General features: G+C 70.9%; 14 protein-coding genes. 13 read left to right on the forward strand and 1 reads right to left on the reverse strand.

Translation table 11 applies throughout. From position 1 onward, the window contains the following. Positions 1–18 precede the first annotated feature (18 nt). The 7 genes from HUA76_RS36275 to HUA76_RS36305 are packed head-to-tail and all read left to right on the forward strand — an operon-like array spanning position 19 to position 7,712. Positions 19–1,767: an FHA domain-containing protein gene (locus HUA76_RS36275; RefSeq protein WP_141647163.1), complete on the forward strand. Its 1,749-nt coding sequence runs from the start codon at positions 19–21 to the stop codon at positions 1,765–1,767. Beyond that, entirely contained in the window at positions 1,764–3,500 is a 1,737-nt protein-coding gene (xseA, locus tag HUA76_RS36280; protein WP_174455843.1) for an exodeoxyribonuclease VII large subunit, read from the forward strand. The genes HUA76_RS36275 and xseA overlap by 4 nt, the downstream gene beginning before the upstream one ends. Before the next feature lie 48 nt (positions 3,501–3,548). Further along, on the forward strand, positions 3,549–3,893 hold the full coding sequence (gene xseB, locus HUA76_RS36285) for an exodeoxyribonuclease VII small subunit (RefSeq protein WP_174455842.1): 345 nt from the start codon (positions 3,549–3,551) through the stop codon (positions 3,891–3,893). Between the two features lie 24 nt (positions 3,894–3,917). After that, positions 3,918–4,298, forward strand: coding sequence for a PleD family two-component system response regulator (locus HUA76_RS36290; protein WP_141648425.1), 381 nt, complete (start codon positions 3,918–3,920; stop codon positions 4,296–4,298). A 29-nt stretch (positions 4,299–4,327) separates the two neighbouring features. After that, positions 4,328–5,221, forward strand: a complete 894-nt coding sequence (locus tag HUA76_RS36295) for a polyprenyl synthetase family protein (protein WP_174463444.1) — start codon at positions 4,328–4,330, stop codon at positions 5,219–5,221. After that, the gene (locus HUA76_RS36300; protein ID WP_174463445.1) at positions 5,221–6,975 is read left to right on the forward strand and encodes a 1-deoxy-D-xylulose-5-phosphate synthase; all 1,755 of its coding nucleotides are present in this window, start codon (positions 5,221–5,223) and stop codon (positions 6,973–6,975) included. Before HUA76_RS36295 ends, HUA76_RS36300 begins: the two co-directional genes overlap by 1 nt. Next, the gene (locus tag HUA76_RS36305; RefSeq protein ID WP_141648422.1) at positions 6,972–7,712 is read left to right on the forward strand and encodes a TlyA family RNA methyltransferase; all 741 of its coding nucleotides are present in this window, start codon (positions 6,972–6,974) and stop codon (positions 7,710–7,712) included. The genes HUA76_RS36300 and HUA76_RS36305 overlap by 4 nt, the downstream gene beginning before the upstream one ends. A 61-nt stretch (positions 7,713–7,773) precedes the next feature. Here HUA76_RS36305 and HUA76_RS36310 read toward each other — a convergent pair whose 3' ends face one another. Beyond that, positions 7,774–9,381 (reverse strand): hypothetical protein, encoded by a 1,608-nt coding sequence (locus HUA76_RS36310; protein WP_174463446.1) that lies wholly within the window; start codon positions 9,379–9,381, stop codon positions 7,774–7,776. 569 nt (positions 9,382–9,950) lie between these two features. Between HUA76_RS36310 and HUA76_RS36315 the strand changes: the two genes are divergently transcribed. The 6 genes from HUA76_RS36315 to bacP are packed head-to-tail and all read left to right on the forward strand — an operon-like array spanning position 9,951 to position 16,701. Beyond that, positions 9,951–12,452, forward strand: coding sequence for an ATP-binding protein (locus HUA76_RS36315; RefSeq protein ID WP_141648420.1), 2,502 nt, complete (start codon positions 9,951–9,953; stop codon positions 12,450–12,452). 43 nt (positions 12,453–12,495) lie between these two features. Next, on the forward strand, positions 12,496–14,373 hold the full coding sequence (locus HUA76_RS36320) for a tetratricopeptide repeat protein (protein ID WP_174463447.1): 1,878 nt from the start codon (positions 12,496–12,498) through the stop codon (positions 14,371–14,373). A gap of 12 nt (positions 14,374–14,385) precedes the next feature. Further along, entirely contained in the window at positions 14,386–15,225 is an 840-nt protein-coding gene (locus HUA76_RS36325) for an alpha/beta hydrolase (protein WP_141648418.1), read from the forward strand. A 55-nt stretch (positions 15,226–15,280) separates the two neighbouring features. Continuing rightward, positions 15,281–15,622: a bactofilin BacN gene (gene bacN, locus HUA76_RS36330; protein WP_141648417.1), complete on the forward strand. Its 342-nt coding sequence runs from the start codon at positions 15,281–15,283 to the stop codon at positions 15,620–15,622. A 59-nt stretch (positions 15,623–15,681) separates the two neighbouring features. Further along, positions 15,682–16,005, forward strand: coding sequence for a polymer-forming cytoskeletal protein (locus HUA76_RS36335; protein ID WP_002636698.1), 324 nt, complete (start codon positions 15,682–15,684; stop codon positions 16,003–16,005). A 3-nt stretch (positions 16,006–16,008) separates the two neighbouring features. Then, positions 16,009–16,701, forward strand: a complete 693-nt coding sequence (gene bacP / locus HUA76_RS36340) for a bactofilin BacP (protein WP_174455836.1) — start codon at positions 16,009–16,011, stop codon at positions 16,699–16,701. Positions 16,702–16,738 lie beyond the last annotated feature (37 nt).

Raw genomic sequence — 16,738 nt, forward strand, 5'->3', positions numbered from 1 at the left:
GGAAGTCGGTGATTCGCCATGTCGAACGGTTCCCCTCCTGCTCGTCGCAGGCCTCCTTCCGGGACGCCCTCGGGCGGGACAGGAGCTCGCCCCGCTGCTCGCAGGACGTCTCCTGTTTCCGCTGCCCGCGCCCCCGGGGCGGCCACCCCTCGACTCATCTGCGTCGCGGGGCCCAAGTCAGGTGAGGAGTTCTCGCTGGAGGATGGCGAGTACGTCATCGGTCGCGCCGCGGACAACCCCATCTGCATCCCCGACACCTCCGTGTCGCGCAAGCACGTCATGGTGCGCAAGGCGGGTGCGGGCTGGATGGTGAGCGACCTGGGCTCCGGCAACGGGACGCTCGTCAATGGCGAGGCCATTGGCGAGGAGACGCCCCTGGCCAACGGCGATGTCATCACCCTGGGCGACACGGAGCTGCGCTTCGAGGACGTGGTCAACTCCACGATGATGGTCGCAACCCCGTCGCGGGGGCGGACGTCGAGTGCCTCCTCCGCCGCTTCCGGGAGCCGGGGCTCATCGCCGGCCCGGCCGCCTCCGCGCGTGGAGGGCGGCCGCGTGCGCAGCGCGCGCTCTTCGGCGATGGCGCCGCCCGACCCCGAGGTCCAGCGCAAGAAGATGCGCCTGAAGCTGCTCGCTGGCGGCGTGGTGGTGGTGCTCTTCGCCGGCCTGGGCATCGCGCGCATGCGCGTGGTGAAGGAGCAGGAGGCGATTCTCGTCCGCAAGGGCGAGCAGGACGCCGTCCGCAAGGAGCTGAGCACCATCTTCCAGGACGCGAAGAACCTGGTGCGCGAAGGCAAGTGGGTGGAGGCCAAGGCGAAGCTGGAGGAGCTGGCCGCCTCCGCTCCCGACTACCCTGGCGTGAAGGACTATCTCCAGCACGCCGAGCGCGAGATTCCCGTCCAGGAGCGCCTCACGGAGGCGCGCACCGCGCTCGCCAGGAACGAGCTGGGCAAGGCCTCCGCGGCGCTGGGCAAGGCCGGTGAGAGCCAGTTCCTCTACGAGCAGGTCAGCGCGGCGAAGCGGGAGCTGTCGGAGTTGGCCGACAAGCGCACGCGCGAGGCGAGGGCCGCGCTGGATGGCAACCAGTTGGACTCCTCCAAGGCCATCACCGACGACGTCCTCAAGGCCTTCCCGGAGCACCGCGACGCCAAGATCATCAACGAGCAGGCGGCGCAGGCCATCACCGTTCGCGACACGCCCCGGGTGATTCCCACCGGCCCCGCCCCCAAGCCCTGGGAGCCCGCCGTCGAGCGCTTCCGCGACGGCGATATGTCCGGCGCCGTGGCCATCCTCAACGCGTGCATGTCGAAGAACCCGCAGTGCAAGAAGCTGCTCGCGCAGATGTCGGAGTTCAGCACGCTCTACAAGCGCCTGGAGGACCTGGAGGCGAAGGGGCTGCAGAAGCTGCTGTCGCTCGACAAGGACATCACCGATGGGCGCACCAGCAAGATGGCGCGCAACGCGGGCACTCGCGCGGCGACCATCTTCTACAAGAGCGCCAGCTCCGCGAAGGCCTCCGGTCAGTGGGCCCGCGCCATGGAGTTCGCGCGGCGCACGCTCCAGGCCGACCCGGGCCACGCGGGCGCGGCGAACATCATCAGCGAGCTGAAGACGAAGGGGCGGGAACTCTACCTCCTGGCCTACTCCCTGAAGGACGGCAGCCCCGAGGACGCGCTGCCCAAGTTCAAGGACGTGGTGGCCATGACGCCTCCGGATGACGAGTACCACGACAAGGCGAAGTCCTGGGTCGAGAAGCTCTCGCGATGAAGAAGCGCAAGGGCGCGGGCGGCGAGTCACCGCCACCCGTCACGTCGGGTTCTCAGTGGGACTTGTTCGGAGCCACTCCCGCGCCCTCCACCGCCGCGCCGCCGTCGGCGCCGCGCGTGGTGGCCCTGCCGAGGAAGGCGCCTCCACCGCCTCCTCCGGTGGACGCGGACGGCACGGGGCTCTTGGGGCCGTTGGAGGGTGTGCCCGCCGCGCCGCCCAAGCCCGAGCGCTCGGTGCTTTCGGTGGCCGAGCTCACGCGTCAGCTCAAACAGACGTTGGAGTCCCGCTTCGCGCGTGTGCTGGTTCGCGGTGAGGTGACGGGCTTTCGCGGCGCCAACGCGCGAGGGCATTGGTACTTCTCGCTGAAGGACTCCGTCGCCTCCATCGACGCCAAGGTGTGGGCCTCGATGGCGGGGCGGATGCGCTTCGCGCTGCGCGACGGCATGGAGGTGCTGGCCGAGGGCAGCGTCGACCTGTACGAGCCGCAGGGACGCTACAGCCTCATCGTCTCGCGGCTGGAGCCGGTGGGGGAGGGCGCGCTGGCGCTCGCCTTCGAACAGCTCAAGGCGCGACTGGCGGCCGAGGGGCTCATTGGCGACCGCCGCGTGAGGGCCCCACGTCCGCTGCCGTTCCTGCCCCAGCGCATCGGCGTGGTGACGAGCCGCACGGGCGCGGCGCTCCAGGACTTCTTGCGCGTGCTGCACTCGCGCAACCCCCGGCTGAGCGTGCTGCTGGCGGACGCGCGCGTGCAGGGCGAGGGCTCCGCGCCGGAGGTGGCCCGGGCGATTGCCCGACTGGCTCGCACCGACGTGGACGTCATCGTGGTGACGCGCGGCGGTGGCTCGGTGGAGGACCTCTGGACCTTCAACGAGGAGGAGGTGGCGCGCGCCATCTTCGCCTCGCCGGTACCGGTGGTGTCGGCCATCGGCCACGAGATTGACTTCACCATCTCCGACTTCGTGGCGGACTGGCGGGCGGCGACCCCCAGCGCGGCGGCGGAGCGACTGGCGCCGGTGCTCGCGGACCTGGAGCTGTCGCTGGCCACCCAGGCGGGGCGGCTGCGCCGGGCCATGGAACGCCGGGTGCTGGAGCTGCGCGAGCGACAGGGTCAGCTCGCCTCCCGGCTGGATGATCCGCGGCGGGCGCTCAACCACCAGCGGCTGCACCTGTCCGAACAGGTGGAAGCGATGATGCGCGTGCTGCGGCCCGCCGTGCGCGAGCGCCGTGAGTCGCTGCGCGCGCTGACGGAGCGCCTGCAGCGCTCGCGGCCCCAGGCCCGGCTGAGCGAGCAGCGGGCGCATCTGCTGAAGCTGGCCATGCGACTGTCGGAGGCGGCGCGCGCGGGCGTGGCGACGCGGCAGGCGACGCTGGCGACGGCGCGACTCGGGTTGGAGCGGGCCTCGCCGACGGCGCTCATCTCGCGAGAGCATGCCCGGCTGGCGGCGCACCAGGCACGCCTGCGGGCGCTTCAGCAGGGGACGCTGGCGGAAGCGCAGAGGCGTTTCCAGCGTCTGGAAGGGCGACTGGACGCGATGAGCCCGCTGAAGGTGATGTCGCGTGGCTACTCGGTGGTGTTCCGTCAGCGAGACGGCGGGGTGGTGCGCTCCGCCGCGGATGTCGAGGTGGGAGAGCGCCTGGGCATCAAACTCGCGGCGAATGGGGCGAAGACGCTGGGCGGATGTGAAGAAGTCGAAGCCACTGTCACGTCGGTAAAAGGGCCGGTGGACTGCTAACGGGCCACCCTCTAGAGTCCCGCGCCCCGAACGGGGAGGTGGAAGGCTGTGGCGAAGGCGGACAAGGCGTCCAAGGCGGACAAGGCGGCGGAGGGCGAGGTTCCCGGGCAGTACGGGGACGTCGTGTCCCGACTCGAGGAGACGGTGGGCCGGCTGGAGAGCGGCAATCTGTCGTTGGAGGACTCTCTCAAGGCGTTCGAGGAAGGCATCCGGCTGGTACGCCGGGGTGAGAAGCTGCTGACCGAGGCGGAGCAGCGCATCGAACAGTTGCTCCAGGATGAGGACGGCAACGACGTGGTGGCGCCGCTGTCCGTGGCTGCCCGTCCCGCCGCCCAGGCGGCCCCCCGGGCGCCTGCCCCCCGACCTCCCCCCGAGGATGACGTCCCGTTCTAGTTCGTGCGGGACGCGCACACCGGCATGTCGAAGCCGAAGATCACCATCGTCGACGATGACCGCGACACGCGGGAATTGCTCGCGGCGGCCCTCGAGGACGAGGGCTTCGAGGTCACACTCGCGGCCAACGGCCTGCGGCTCATCGCCTCGCTGCAGCTCCACCGCCCGCAAGCCATCCTCCTGGACGTGAACATGTCCTGGATTGACGGCTTCGAGCTGTGCAAGGCGGTGAAGAAGAACGAGCACTTCCGGGACATCCCCATCATCTTCATCAGCGGGCGGGGAGACTCCGACGACAAGCGGCGAGGTCGCGAGGTCGGCGCCGCGGACTACTTCGTCAAGCCCCTGGATACGGAGAAGCTCGTCCGGCGCATTCGGGAGCTGGTGACTCCACCGGCTCCCTAGTATTCCAGCAGCGCAAGGAGCACCGACGCTTGGCCCACTTCGACCTGGACACCTTCCTGCGCACCCAGCAGGCGCGGGTGGAATCGCTGTTGCTCGAGCGCGCGGACCGGCTCGCGCCCTCTGGTGCGCCTCCCCGGCTGGTGGAGGCCATGCGCTACTCTCTGCTCGCGGGCGGCAAGCGGCTGCGGCCCGTGCTGTGCCTCACCTTCGCGGACACGGTGGCGCGCGCTTCCCTGGTGTCTCCCGTGTCCGGTGACGCGGCCTGCGCGCTGGAGTTCGTCCACACGTACTCGCTGGTGCATGACGACCTGCCGGCGATGGATGACGACGACTTTCGCCGCGGCCGGCCCACCAACCACAAGGTTTACGGCGAGGCGATGGCCATCCTCGCGGGCGACGCGCTCTTGACGGAGGCCTTCGTGTTGCTCGGCGACGGGCCGGAGCCCGTGCGGGGCGCGCTGTGCCGGGAGCTGGCGGTGGCCTCGGGCGCTTCGGGCATGGTGGGTGGACAGGTGCTGGACACCGCGGAGGACCGTCCCGCCGTCCTGGACTACCTGGTGCGGATGCACCGGCTGAAGACGGGGGCCCTCATCCGCGCGGCGTGTCGCATGGGCGCGCTGGCGGGCGGTGGAGACGCGGAGTCGCTGGTCCGCGCGCAGCTCTACGGTGACGCGGTGGGCCTGGCCTTCCAGATCGCCGACGACGTGCTGGACGTGACGGCCACGCGCGAGCAACTCGGCAAGCCGGCGGGCGCCGACGCGGAGGCGGGGCGCCACACGTTCCCCGCCGTGGTGGGGCTGGACGCCTCGCGGCGGATGGCCGAGGAGCAGGTGGCCCTGGCGGTGGAAGCGGTGCGTCCGCTCGAAGGCGAGGATGGACCGCTGGCGGCGCTCGCGCGCTACGTGGTGGAGCGGAAGTCCTGATGGCGCAGCAGTTGCTGGCACGCATCGCCTCTCCGACGGATGTGCGGGCGCTTCCCGAAGCGGACCTGCCCCAGCTGTGCGAGGAGCTCCGGGAAGACATCATCTCCATCTGCGGGAAGGTGGGCGGCCACCTGGGCGCCTCCCTGGGCGCCGTGGAGCTCATCGTCGCGCTCCATCGCGTCTTTCACTCGCCCACCGACGCGATTCTCTTCGACGTGGGTCACCAGACGTACGCGCACAAGCTGCTCACCGGGCGGCGCGAGCGCATGCACACGCTGCGGCAGGCCGGTGGCGTGGCGCCCTTCCTGGACCCTCGCGAGAGTCCGCATGACGCGCTGCTGGCGGGCCACTCCTGCACGGCGGTGTCGGCGGCGCTGGGGCTGCTGGAGGGCCGCAGGATGCTGGGCCACCGGGGCCACGTGGTGGCGGTGCTCGGGGATGGGGGCCTGACCGGAGGGCTGACTTTCGAGGGCCTCAACAACGCGGGAGGCAGTCACCTGCCGCTCGTCGTCGTGCTCAACGACAACCAGATGTCCATCAGCGCCAACGTGGGCGCGATTCCCTCGCTGCTGCGCACCCGGGGCGCGCGCGACTTCTTCCAGGGGCTGGGCTTCACGTACCTGGGGCCCGTGGATGGCCATGACCTGGGCGCGCTGGTGCACGCGCTGCGCGAGGCCCGTGCTTCGTCCCGGCCCGTGGTCGTGCATGCGCTGACGCTCAAGGGCAAGGGGTTCCCTCCCGCGGAGGCGGACGCGCAGACGCGGGGCCACGCCATGGGCCCGTACGAGTGGCGCGACGGCAAGCTGGTGCGCTCGCGCGGAGGCCACCGCACGTACAGCGAGGCGCTCGCGTGGGCACTGGAAGAGGCGATGGCGCGCGACTCGAGCGTCGTGGCGGTGACGCCCGCGATGTTGGAGGGCTCCGCGCTCAATGCCCTCAAGGCGCGCTTCCCGGACCGCGTACACGACGTGGGCATCGCCGAGCAGCACGCCGTCACCTTCTGCGCGGGACTCGCCGCCGCGGGGGCTCGCCCCGTGTGCTGCATCTACTCCACGTTCCTGCAGCGCGCGTATGACCAGATCATCCACGACGTGTGCCTGCCGGGCCTGCCCGTCGTCTTCGCGGTGGACCGCGCGGGACTGGTGGGCGCGGACGGCGCCACGCACCAGGGCACCTACGACGTGGCCTCGCTCCGTCCGCTCCCGGGCCTCGCGTTGTGGGCGCCCGTGGTGGGCGAGGACTTCGCGCCCATGCTCGCCACCGCGCTCCAATCGTCGCGGCCCTCCGTCCTCCGCTTTCCTCGGGGCACACTGCCCGCGCTGCCTCCCGAAGTGCGGGTGGAAGAAGCGCCCGTGCGGGGAGCGCGCTGGCTCGTTCGCGCCGAGCGCCCGGAGCTGACGCTGGTGACCCTGGGCCCGCTGGGCCTGGCGGCGCTGGAAGCCGCTCGGAATGAGCCTGGGTGGAGCGTGCTCGACGCTCGGGCCCTGTCGCCGCTGGACGAGGCCGCGCTGCTGGAAGCCGCCTCCCACGGACCTGTCGTCGTGGCGGAGGAGGGGACGGTGCGCGGGGGCCTGGGGAGCGCCGTGCTGGAGCTCTACGCGGAGCGCGGTGTCCACGCGCGGGTGCGGGTGCTGGGCATGCCAGACACCTTCATGCCCCACGGGGACGCGCGGGTGCAGCGCGCGGAGCTCGGGCTGGACGCGGCGGGACTTCGGCGGGCAGGCCTGTCGCTGCTGGAGAGGAGCGAACCGTGAAGCCTCGCAAGGAGCGGGTGGACGTGCTGGTGGTGGAGCGCGGCCTGGCCGAGTCGCGCACCAAGGCCCAGGCGCTCATCCTCGCCGGGCTGGTGGTGGTGGATGACCAGCGCGTGGACAAGCCCGGTTCCCTCATCCCCGTGGAGGCCGAGCTGCGCCTCAAGGGCGAGGTGCTTCCCTATGTCTCTCGCGGAGGGTTGAAGCTGAAGGGGGCCATCGACCGCTTCGGGCTCGACGTGCGCGGGAAGGTGGCTGCGGACATCGGCGCGAGCACGGGAGGCTTCACCGACTGCCTGCTCCAGCACGGCGCGGTGCGGGTCCACGCCATCGACGTGGGCTACGGGCAGCTCCACGAGAAGCTCCGGAAGGATGACCGGGTGCGCTCGCGTGAGCGCGTCAACGCGCGCTACCTGACGGACGAGGACCTGCCGGAGAAGGTGGGCGTCATCGTCATCGACGTCAGCTTCATCTCGCTCACCCAGGTGTTGCCCTCGGTGCTGCGCTTCCTGGAGCCAGGCGGCCTGCTGGCCGCGCTGGTGAAGCCCCAGTTCGAGGTGGGGCCGGACCGGGTGGGCAAGGGCGGCGTGGTGAGAGACGCCGCCGCGCGCCAGGATGCCATCGACACCGTGACGGCCTTCGTGCGCGAGCAGGGCCTCACCGTGCGGGGACTGATGGACTCCCCCGTGCCGGGGCCCGCCGGCAACGTCGAAGCCCTCCTGGTCGCCGAGCGGCCCTAACGTCCGTCCGTGCTCGGATGGGAAGGGCGGAGCGTGTGCGCCGCGCCCTTCCCGAAGGTCCTTACGGCCGGGCGCTGCGGTACTGCGAAGAGGGCTGGAGCTGGAGCAGCTTGAGTCCGGTGCGCATCCAGAGCCGGCCCGTGTCGTCGAAGGCGGCGCCCATGGAGACGGGCACCTGGTAGCGGAAGAGCTCGCGACCTTCGGCCACGCTGCCCGAAGATTGATCCACGCCCACCAGCTCCACCGGCAACGTCACCGTCTGCCCCTGCGCGGCCGGCCCGTTGAGGAAGAACAGGTCCGAAGAGGGGTTCGCCGGGAGCAGGAACTTCACGTGGAGCGCGCCGTTGGCGTCCACCGAGCGGCTCTCCCGGTTGCGGATGACGCCCGTGGTCGCATCCAGCAGCCACACGCGCTGCGTCGTCGCGGCGGCCACGCGGTTGCCGTTGGCGTATGTGGCGATCTGCTTCACCTGACCGGTGAGCACGCCCGTGGCCCACTTCGACGCGGCGCCCTCGCAGCCATCCAGGGTCGCGACGCACGCGAGGACCTGCGACTTGTCCTCGGGCAGGGCGAAGCCCAGGTACAGGATGCTGCCATCCGGGCTGAACGAGCCCACCGGAAGCGGCGTGGAGGTGTTGGACGTGAAGAGCTGACGGATGATGCGCGTGGCCTGCAGCGTTCCGCCCGCGGAGTCCGTGCCGCCGTCCAGCTCCTCGACGATGACGTCCGAGCGGTTCTCGCTGTAGGCGATGTGGCTGGCGGCGAGCACCCGGCCGTCGCTGCGCACCACGAGGTCACCAATGGGGTCGCCGACCGAAATCTCCCGCGTGTACTTCCACCGCGTGACGCCGATGCCTAGGCCGTCCGTGGTGTCGTGGGTGATGCGGTAGATGGGCCCAGGCTCGGAGCGGATGACGGCGTCGCCGTTGGGCATGACGGTCAAATCCTCGACCTTGAGGTCGATGGGCGTGCGCGACGAAATCTTGAAGTCGTCGCCGACGGCGAAGGCGCCGTAGCCCGGCGTCCAGACCCAGCGCTTGCGCGTGACGGCGTGGCGCGGGGTGATGACCGTGGACGCGTTGCAGAGGGTTGGGACCTGGAGGATGGAGGCGCCGCTGCCCGCGGAGTTGTGGCGGTACATCGTCTCCAGGCCGCCCGTGGTCGTCTTGGCGCAGCTCAGGAAGGTCATCCCGGCGCCCGTGCCGTCGATGGCGAGCGGGGTGGAGTAGACCTGGGCGCCCTGGGGATCCTCCACCACCCGCGCCACCGGGAAGAACGTGGCGGGCTGGGGAAGGGACGTGTTCTTCCGCCCGTCGTCGCACACCACCTCCGCGGTGAGCGACAGGCTGGCGGCGATGCCGACCAGCGGGTTGGCGTAGGGAATGTCCGACGCCAGCAGCTCCACGGGGGTGGCGCCGCTCCCATAGGGGAACGCCTTGAGGAAGGTGGTGCGGTCGTACATGTTCAGCGTGGCGACCTTCTCGCAGCCGGACACGGTGACGCTGAGCTTGAGGGACGTCCCCGCGGAGTTCCCTTCGAGGACCGTCAAGGCGACCTGGGGGGGATCCGGCGTGGGCGGCGGCGGATCATCGCCGCAAGCGGTGGCCAGGCTGGAGAGGAGAACGAGGGCGGTGCGCCATGCACGCCGAGTCACGGGAGGGTGGAGCATGGCACCGCACTCTACCTCGCTCGCACCATTCCCGGCATCATCCCCCCTCCCGAAACGCTTCCGCAGGCCGGGGCAGGCGTCGATTGCGGCCCTTGACAGGCCCGTGACGTGATAGCCGCCGATACTCCGTACGTGGAGGCCGGTAAATCCGCGAAGCCAGGGTGATACGGAAACGGGTGGGAGCAAGCGATGAGGGCCGGATGGATGCTTGAATGGACGGCGCCCGACCGGGCGACCGGCGCTGGCGCGTCAAGGACCTGGGAAGGTTCTTCGCCCGGCGCTGTTCCGCGCGCCCATTCCACTCGGAGCACCCGGTGGGCGCGGCGCGGGAGCCCGCGAGGAGCACCTTCGACGTTCGTGCGGGAAAGCCACGATGGGCGTGGCGCCTCCGCGTCTCCACTCACAGTTACCGCCGTCTCCGGATGTGCGCCGCTCTGGCCCACGGACGTGATCAGCGGCATGATCGGGATCCGAACCATGAACCCTTACGCACTCAACGGGTTTTTGCAGCCTCCCCATCGAGTCCTGGTCCGGGCCCGGTTGGCGAGAGGTTCACTGTGAGAGTCGAGATGCAGGCGGATCAGCGGGGACGCGTGCTGGTGGTGGCCGGGAAGGAGTCCGGCGACGCCTTGATGGAGCGGCTGACCGCGAGCGGCTACCACTGCGCGTCGGCCGAACGGGAGAGCGGGCTCGCGGAGGTGGCGGATTCGCTGCAGCCGGAGGTCGTCCTGCTGTCGGTGACGGCGAAGCGCGCGGCGGAGCTGCTGGAGTCCCTGCGTCGGGTGGAGCGCCTTCAGCGGTTGCCGGTGCTGGTGGACCTGGGGCGCAGCCGGTCCGCGGAGGCCTTCAAGCGCCTGGCCGTGGACGACTGGATTCGCGGCGCCGACGAGGTGGTGCCCCGCCTGGAGGCCGCGCTGCGGGCCGGCCGGTTGAGGGACCGCGAGGAGCGCGTCCGCCTGCGCATGGGGATGCTGCTGGAAATCACCCAGGCGGCCACCAGCTCGCTGGAGCTGGAGGAGATCCTCCGCATCGCGGTGGACAAGGTGGGGCGTGTCACCGGGACGGACCGGTGCTCGGTGGTGCTGGTGGAGGGCAGCCATGCCCGCACGGGCCGGGTGGTGGCCACGCAGGAGGACCCGAGCCTCGTGCAACTGGATATCGAAGTGGCGCGCTATCCGGAGCTGCGCCGCGCGCTGGAGACGCGAGAGCCGGTGCTCATCGAGGAGGCGCAGCGAGATCCGCTCATGGCGGAGGTGCGCACGTCCCTCGTCCCGCTGGGCGTGAAGTCCATCCTCGTGCAGCCGCTCATCTGTCAGGACGACCTGCTGGGCGCGCTGTTCCTGCGCGTCTCGCGCATGGACGCGTCCTTCGGTCGCGACGAGCAGGAGTTCACCCAGGCCGTGGCCGGTGTGCTGGCCAACTCCATCCGCAACGCCAGGCTGCACACCGCGGTGAAGAAGAAGCGCGAAGACCTGGAGATGGCCTACGTGGAGCGCTACCACGAGCTGCTCGAGGCCAACCGCCGGCTCAAGGAACTCAACCGCCTCAAGGATGAGATCATCGCGGTGGTGAGCCATGACCTGCGCGCCCCGCTCCAGGTGCTGCTGGGGCACGGCCGGCTGTTGCTGGAAGGTCCGCTGGAGTCCCAGCAGAAGCAGTCCGCCGAGGCGATGATTCGCCAGGGCAAGAAGATCCTCGGCCTCGTCGAATCGCTGCTGGAGAAGGGCAAGGGCGAGGCGGCGCGGCTGTCCATCGAGCCTCGCGTGCTGGACGTGGCGCAGCTGTGCCGCGACGCCGTCAACGAGCTGGAGATTCTCGCCGCCGAGCGCGGCGTGTCGCTGCGGGCGGACTGCCCCGACAGCCTGATGCTCATCGGCGACGAGGTGAAGCTGCACGAGGTGCTGCAGAACCTCATCACCAACGCCATCCACCATGCGCGGGACGCGGGCGAAGTCGTCGTGTCCACCCGGCGCCTGGGACGTCCCGACGGTGACGCGGCGAAGGTGTGCGTGCAGGACGACGGCGTCGGCATTCCGCAGGACGAGCTGCACCTGGTGTTCGACCGCTACCGCCACGGTGGCAAGGGCACCGGGCTGGGGCTCGCCATCTGCAAGGAGTTCGTGGAGCTGCACGGCGGGGAAATCTGGGCGGAGAGCCCGCCGGAGCATGGCTGTCTGTTCGTCTTCACCCTGCCGCTCGCGCAGGAGGCGCCGCGCAATCCGCGTCCGCCCGTCGCGGCGACCAGCGTGCACGAGCAGCCGCGCGTCCTCGTGGTGGAGGACGAGCCGGAGATCGCCGCCGTGTTGTCGGAGGTGCTGCGCTCGAAGTACCGCGTGGAGGTGGCGAGAGATGGAGCGGAGGGACTGGCCCGGGCGCGCGCGCAGCGGCCGGACCTGGTGGTGATGGACGTCTTCCTGCCCAAGCTGGACGGGCTGGATGCGGCCATGGCGCTGAAGTCGTCGTCCGACACGGCGCACATCCCCGTCATCCTGCTGTCCGCGCACCAGGGGGTCGCGGAGAAGGTCCGCGCGCTCAACCTGGGCGCGGTGGACTACATGAGCAAGCCGTTCAACGCGGTGGAGTTGCTCAACCGCACGGACCGCGCGCTCAAGCTACGGCAGGGCGAGCGCGAGCAGCAGGAGCGCTCGGGGTCGCCGCTGCAGCGTCGCACCGGGAGCGACCCGACGACGGGGCTGCATGACCGGCGAGGCCTGCTGCTGCGACTGGAGCAGGAGCTGGCGCGCAGCCGTCGCTACCACCGGGCCCTGAGCCTGGCGGTGCTGCGGCCGGAACGTCCGGTGGAGCCCGTTCCCGGCAACATCGCGGACGTCATGCGCAAGCGGGTGCGTCACCCGGATGCCATCTCCCACCTGGGCGGGGGCGTCTTCGTCGTCGTCCTGCCCGAGTGCAACGCGGAGGCCGCTCGCACCGTCATCGGCCGGCTGATGCCGGATGTGGAGAAGGCGACGGACACCGAGTACCGCTCGGCGGTGGCGGACGTGAGCCAGGACAGCGACCCGGTGGAGAAGCTGCTGGAGAAGCTGGGGGCCCCACCTCCCGCGGAGGGCTGAGGCACCTGCACGGCGCTCGGGGCCGCGCTAGACTTCGTCTTGCGTGAGCCCCTCTCGCCTCCTCGCCGTCGTCCTGCTCGCCGCCCTGTGGGGGCCTGGTGCCCTCGCGGCGGCGCCCCCGTCCCGCCGCCCGCGCGTGGACCGGGAGGCGATGAAAGAGGCCATGGATGCGGCGGCCACGGACGAAGGGGCCTTCTCCTCGTCGGCCAGCTACTCCCACTACCTGCGCTCGCGGCTGTTGCACCATGCGGGGGACCACCGCGGCTCGGTGGACGCGCTGCGCCTGGCCCTGGCCACGGATGACGGACACCCGCTGCTGCTCACCCGCCTGGCGGAGGAGTACGCCCGGCTTGGAGACCTGGACAAGGCGGAGAGGGAGCTGCGCCGCGCCGTGGAGCGTGCTCCCGCGTACTACCCGGCCCACGTCCTGCTCGGGCGCGTGCTGCTGGAGTCGGGCCGCTTCACCCGCGCCCGCCTGCACCTGCGCCGGGCCATGTCGCTCAAGCCTCGCGAGCCCGAGGCCTACCTCGTCCTCGCGCAGCTCTACCTGGAGTCGGGCTCCCCCGCCGAGGCGGTGAAGGTGGTGGAGTCCCTCGCGCGAGCATTGCCGGGCGAGGCCTCTGGATACCGGCGCCTGGGGCTGGCCCTGGCCGAGCGCGGAGACACCCACCGGGCCGAGCGGCTGCTGACGGAGGCCGCCTCCAGGGACCCCGGTGACGTGGAGGTGCTGGGCACGCTGGCGAAGCTGTACGAGGAGACGGGGCGGCCCGCGCGCTCCGAGGAGACGCTGGCCCGGGCCCTGGAGCACGAGCCGGACAGCCAGGAAGTGCTGCTGGCCGCGGGCCGCTCGGCGCTGAAGGCGGGCTCCGTGGTGCGGGCCCGGGCGTACTTCGACCGGCTCCTGTCCCTCTCCGGAGAGCCGGAGACCGCGGTGCGGGTGGCCTTCAGCTACCTGGCCGAGCGTGAGCACACCGCCGCCGTGGAGGTGCTGGAGTCTGCTCGCGCGGCCAGCGGCGATGAGCCCCGGCTCGCCTATTACGCGGGGCTGGTGCACGAGCGGATGCGGCGCTTCGCCGACGCCGCGGAGGCCTTCGCGGGAGTGCCCGAGAGCGCGGACGTCTTCGCGGATGCCCGCGTGCGCCGTGCCCGGTGCCTGTCGCTCGCGGGGCAGCATCCCCGGGCCCTCGCGCTGCTGCGCGCCGCGCTTCAGCAAGCCCCGTCGGACCTGGAGATTCGCGCGCAGTACGCCCGCGCGCTGGAGCGGGGAGGGGCGCCCGCGCGAGCCGAGTCCGTGCTGAAGGAAGGGCTGGCACAGGGGCCTTCCGCCTCGCTCTACGACGCGCTCGCCGGAACGCTGCAGCGCCAGAACCGGGGCGCGGAGGCCCTGTCCCTTTTGCGCGAGGCCGTGGCGCGCGCACCGAAGGACCAGGCCCTGCTGTACGTGCAGGGCGCCGCCTTCGAACGCCAGGGGGACGTGGCAGGCGCGCAGGCGCGCATGCGGGCCGTGCTGGAGGTGGAGCCGGACCATGCCGCGGCCCTCAACTTCCTGGGCTACCTGCTGGCGCAGACGGGCCGGGACCTGGACGAGGCGGAGCGGCTGGTGCTCCGCGCGCTGGAGCTGCGCCCAGACACCGGCGCCTTCCTGGATTCCCTGGGCTGGGTGTACTTCCGGCGGGGGGACTACCCGCGCGCCGTGGAGGCGCTGGAGCGCGCGTCGTCGCTGTCGCCCGACGAGCCGGTCATCCTCGAGCACCTGGGGGATGCCTACCAGCGCGCGGCTCGGAGCGCGGATGCGGCGGGTGCGTGGCGCCGGGCGCTGGAGGTGCTGTCGTTGGACCCCGAGTCCGCCGAGCCCCCGGGGCAGCGGGAGGTGCTGGAGCGCAAGCTCAAGGCGCTATCCATGGGTGCGGCGGGCCGCTAAGTTGCTGGGCCTATGGCTCGCCACGACGAGGGCTATTTCACTGGCCGGGATGGGACGCGGCTCTTCTGGAAGACGCATCTTCCCGACGCCGAACCGCGAGCGCATGTCGCGGTGGTGCACGGCTATGGCGACCACTTCGGCCGCTATCAGTACGTGACGGACGCGCTGCTGGCGGACGGCTTCGCGGTGCACGGCTTCGACTACCGGGGCCATGGCCGCGCGGAGGGCCGCCGCGCCTACAGCGAGAAGTGGCAGTACTTCGTGGACGACCTGGAGGTCTTCTGGGAGCGGGTGCGCGGCGCGGCCGGTGGCAAGAAGACGTTCGCGCTCGGCCACAGCCATGGCGGGCTGATGGCGGCGCACTGGGCCGGTGGCCGCAAGGTGGAGGGCCTGTCCGGGCTGGTCATGTCGGGCCCGTACTTCAAGCTGGCGTTGACCCCGCCCGCCGTGAAGGTGATGGCGGCGCGCGCGGTGGGCTCGCTGGTGCCGTGGCTGGGCCTGGCCTCCGGACTGAAGATCGAAGCCCTCACCAAGGACCCGGAGGTGCAGCGCGCCACCCGGGAGGACCCGCTCTACCTGTCCATCGCCACGCCTCGCTGGTTCATCGAGTCCACGAAGGCCCAGGCGGAGGCGATGCTGTTGGCGCCGAAGATTCAAGTCCCGCTGTTCGTGCTCTGCGGAGCCGAGGACGGGGTGGCGGCGCCGGCGGCGGCGCGGGTGTTCTTCGAGACGGCGGGCTCGGCGGACAAGAAGTTCAAGGAGTACCCCGGCATGAGGCACGAGCCGCTCAACGAGGTGGGGCGCGCCGAGGTGTTCCGGGATATCTCCGGCTGGATCTCCGCGCATCTCTGACATAATCAAAGCGCTCGGCTCCTCGGAAGGAGCGGGCTCTGGGTGAGGTCACCGCATGGCAACGGGTGAAACGGGCATCATCGGTAAGGGCATCGTCATCAAGGGGAACCTCACGGGCGGTGGGGACCTTGTCATCGAGGGACGGGTGGAGGGGCAGATTGCCCTGAAGAACCACCTCACCATCGAGAGCACCGGCAAGGTGCAGGCGGACATCCGCGCCGAGGAGTTGACCATCAACGGCGAGGCGAGCGGCAACATCGACGCCTCGACTCGCGTGGCCATCAACGCTTCGGCCAAGGTGGCCGGCGACATCAAGGCGCCTCGCATCGTCATCGAGGATGGCGCCGTGTTCAACGGCTCCATCGAGATGGACGTCCGGCTGCCAGACGACATCTGAAGCTCACGCCGCGGCGCTGACGGCGCGGCACACACCTTTCTAGAGGGCGGACAACACTCATGGCGAATACGGTCATTGGTTCGAGCATCGTCATCGACGGAGAGATTTCCGGAGACGAGGACCTGGTCATCCAGGGCACCGTGAAGGGGAAAATCTCCCTCAAGGAGAGCCTCTACGTCGAGGGCAGTGGCGTCGTCGAGGCGGACATCGAAACGCAGAACGTGGAGATCGCCGGCCGGGTGACGGGCAACATCGTCGCCAGCGACAAGGTCGAGCTGAAGACGGACTGCCGTGTCGTGGGCGACATCAAGGCGCCCCGCATCCTCATCGCCGATGGTGCCTCCTTCAAGGGCAACGTCGACATGGACATGAAGGAGCGCTGATTCGTGGCCACCCCGAAGGAGTTGAGCGGTAACAACGACGTCAACAACACCGTGGTGGGGCCTTCCATCCTCATCAGCGGTCGGTTGACGGGCGATGAGGACCTCACCGTCCGGGGCCGCGTCGAGGGCGAGCTGACGCTCAGCCGAACCCTCATCGTGGAGCCGTCGGGCGTGGTGAAGGCCAACGTGGCGGTGCGCAACGCCATCGTCAGCGGCGTGGTGGTGGGCAACATCAACGCCACCGAGAGCGTGGAGCTGACCCGCGAAGGACGCATGGTGGGTGACATCCACGCACCGCGCGTCATCATCGTGGACGGCGCCAGCTTCCGCGGCCGCGTGGACATGGGTGACGTGGAGCCCGGCCGTCTGCCGTCGGAGCGCCCCGTGGTGGCGCGTCCCGCCGCTCCGGTGACGCGGCCCACCGCGACGCCTGCCCGCCCGAGCGCCCCTCCCGCGCGTCCGAGCGCGCCTCCCGCGCGCCCCATGCCTCCCGCGGCGACCGCGCGCCCCGCGCCGGCGCCCACCGCGCCCGCCCGTCCCGCGAGCAAGCCGCTGCCGCCGCCTCCGCCCCCCCGGGCCGAGACGCGTCCGGTAGCCCCGCCCGTGGAGCAGCCTGCTTCTGCCGAGCCGCCAACGCCCTTCGCGTTGGGTGCTGGCGCCAAGAAGAAGGTCGTGGTGAAGAAGAAGACCCGCTAGAGCTCGCTTCCCGCGCCGCCGGAGTCGGTGGCGCGGG

The organism is Myxococcus sp. CA056 (genome assembly GCF_013336715.1).
GTDB lineage: Bacteria > Myxococcota > Myxococcia > Myxococcales > Myxococcaceae > Myxococcus > Myxococcus llanfairpwllgwyngyllgogerychwyrndrobwllllantysiliogogogochensis.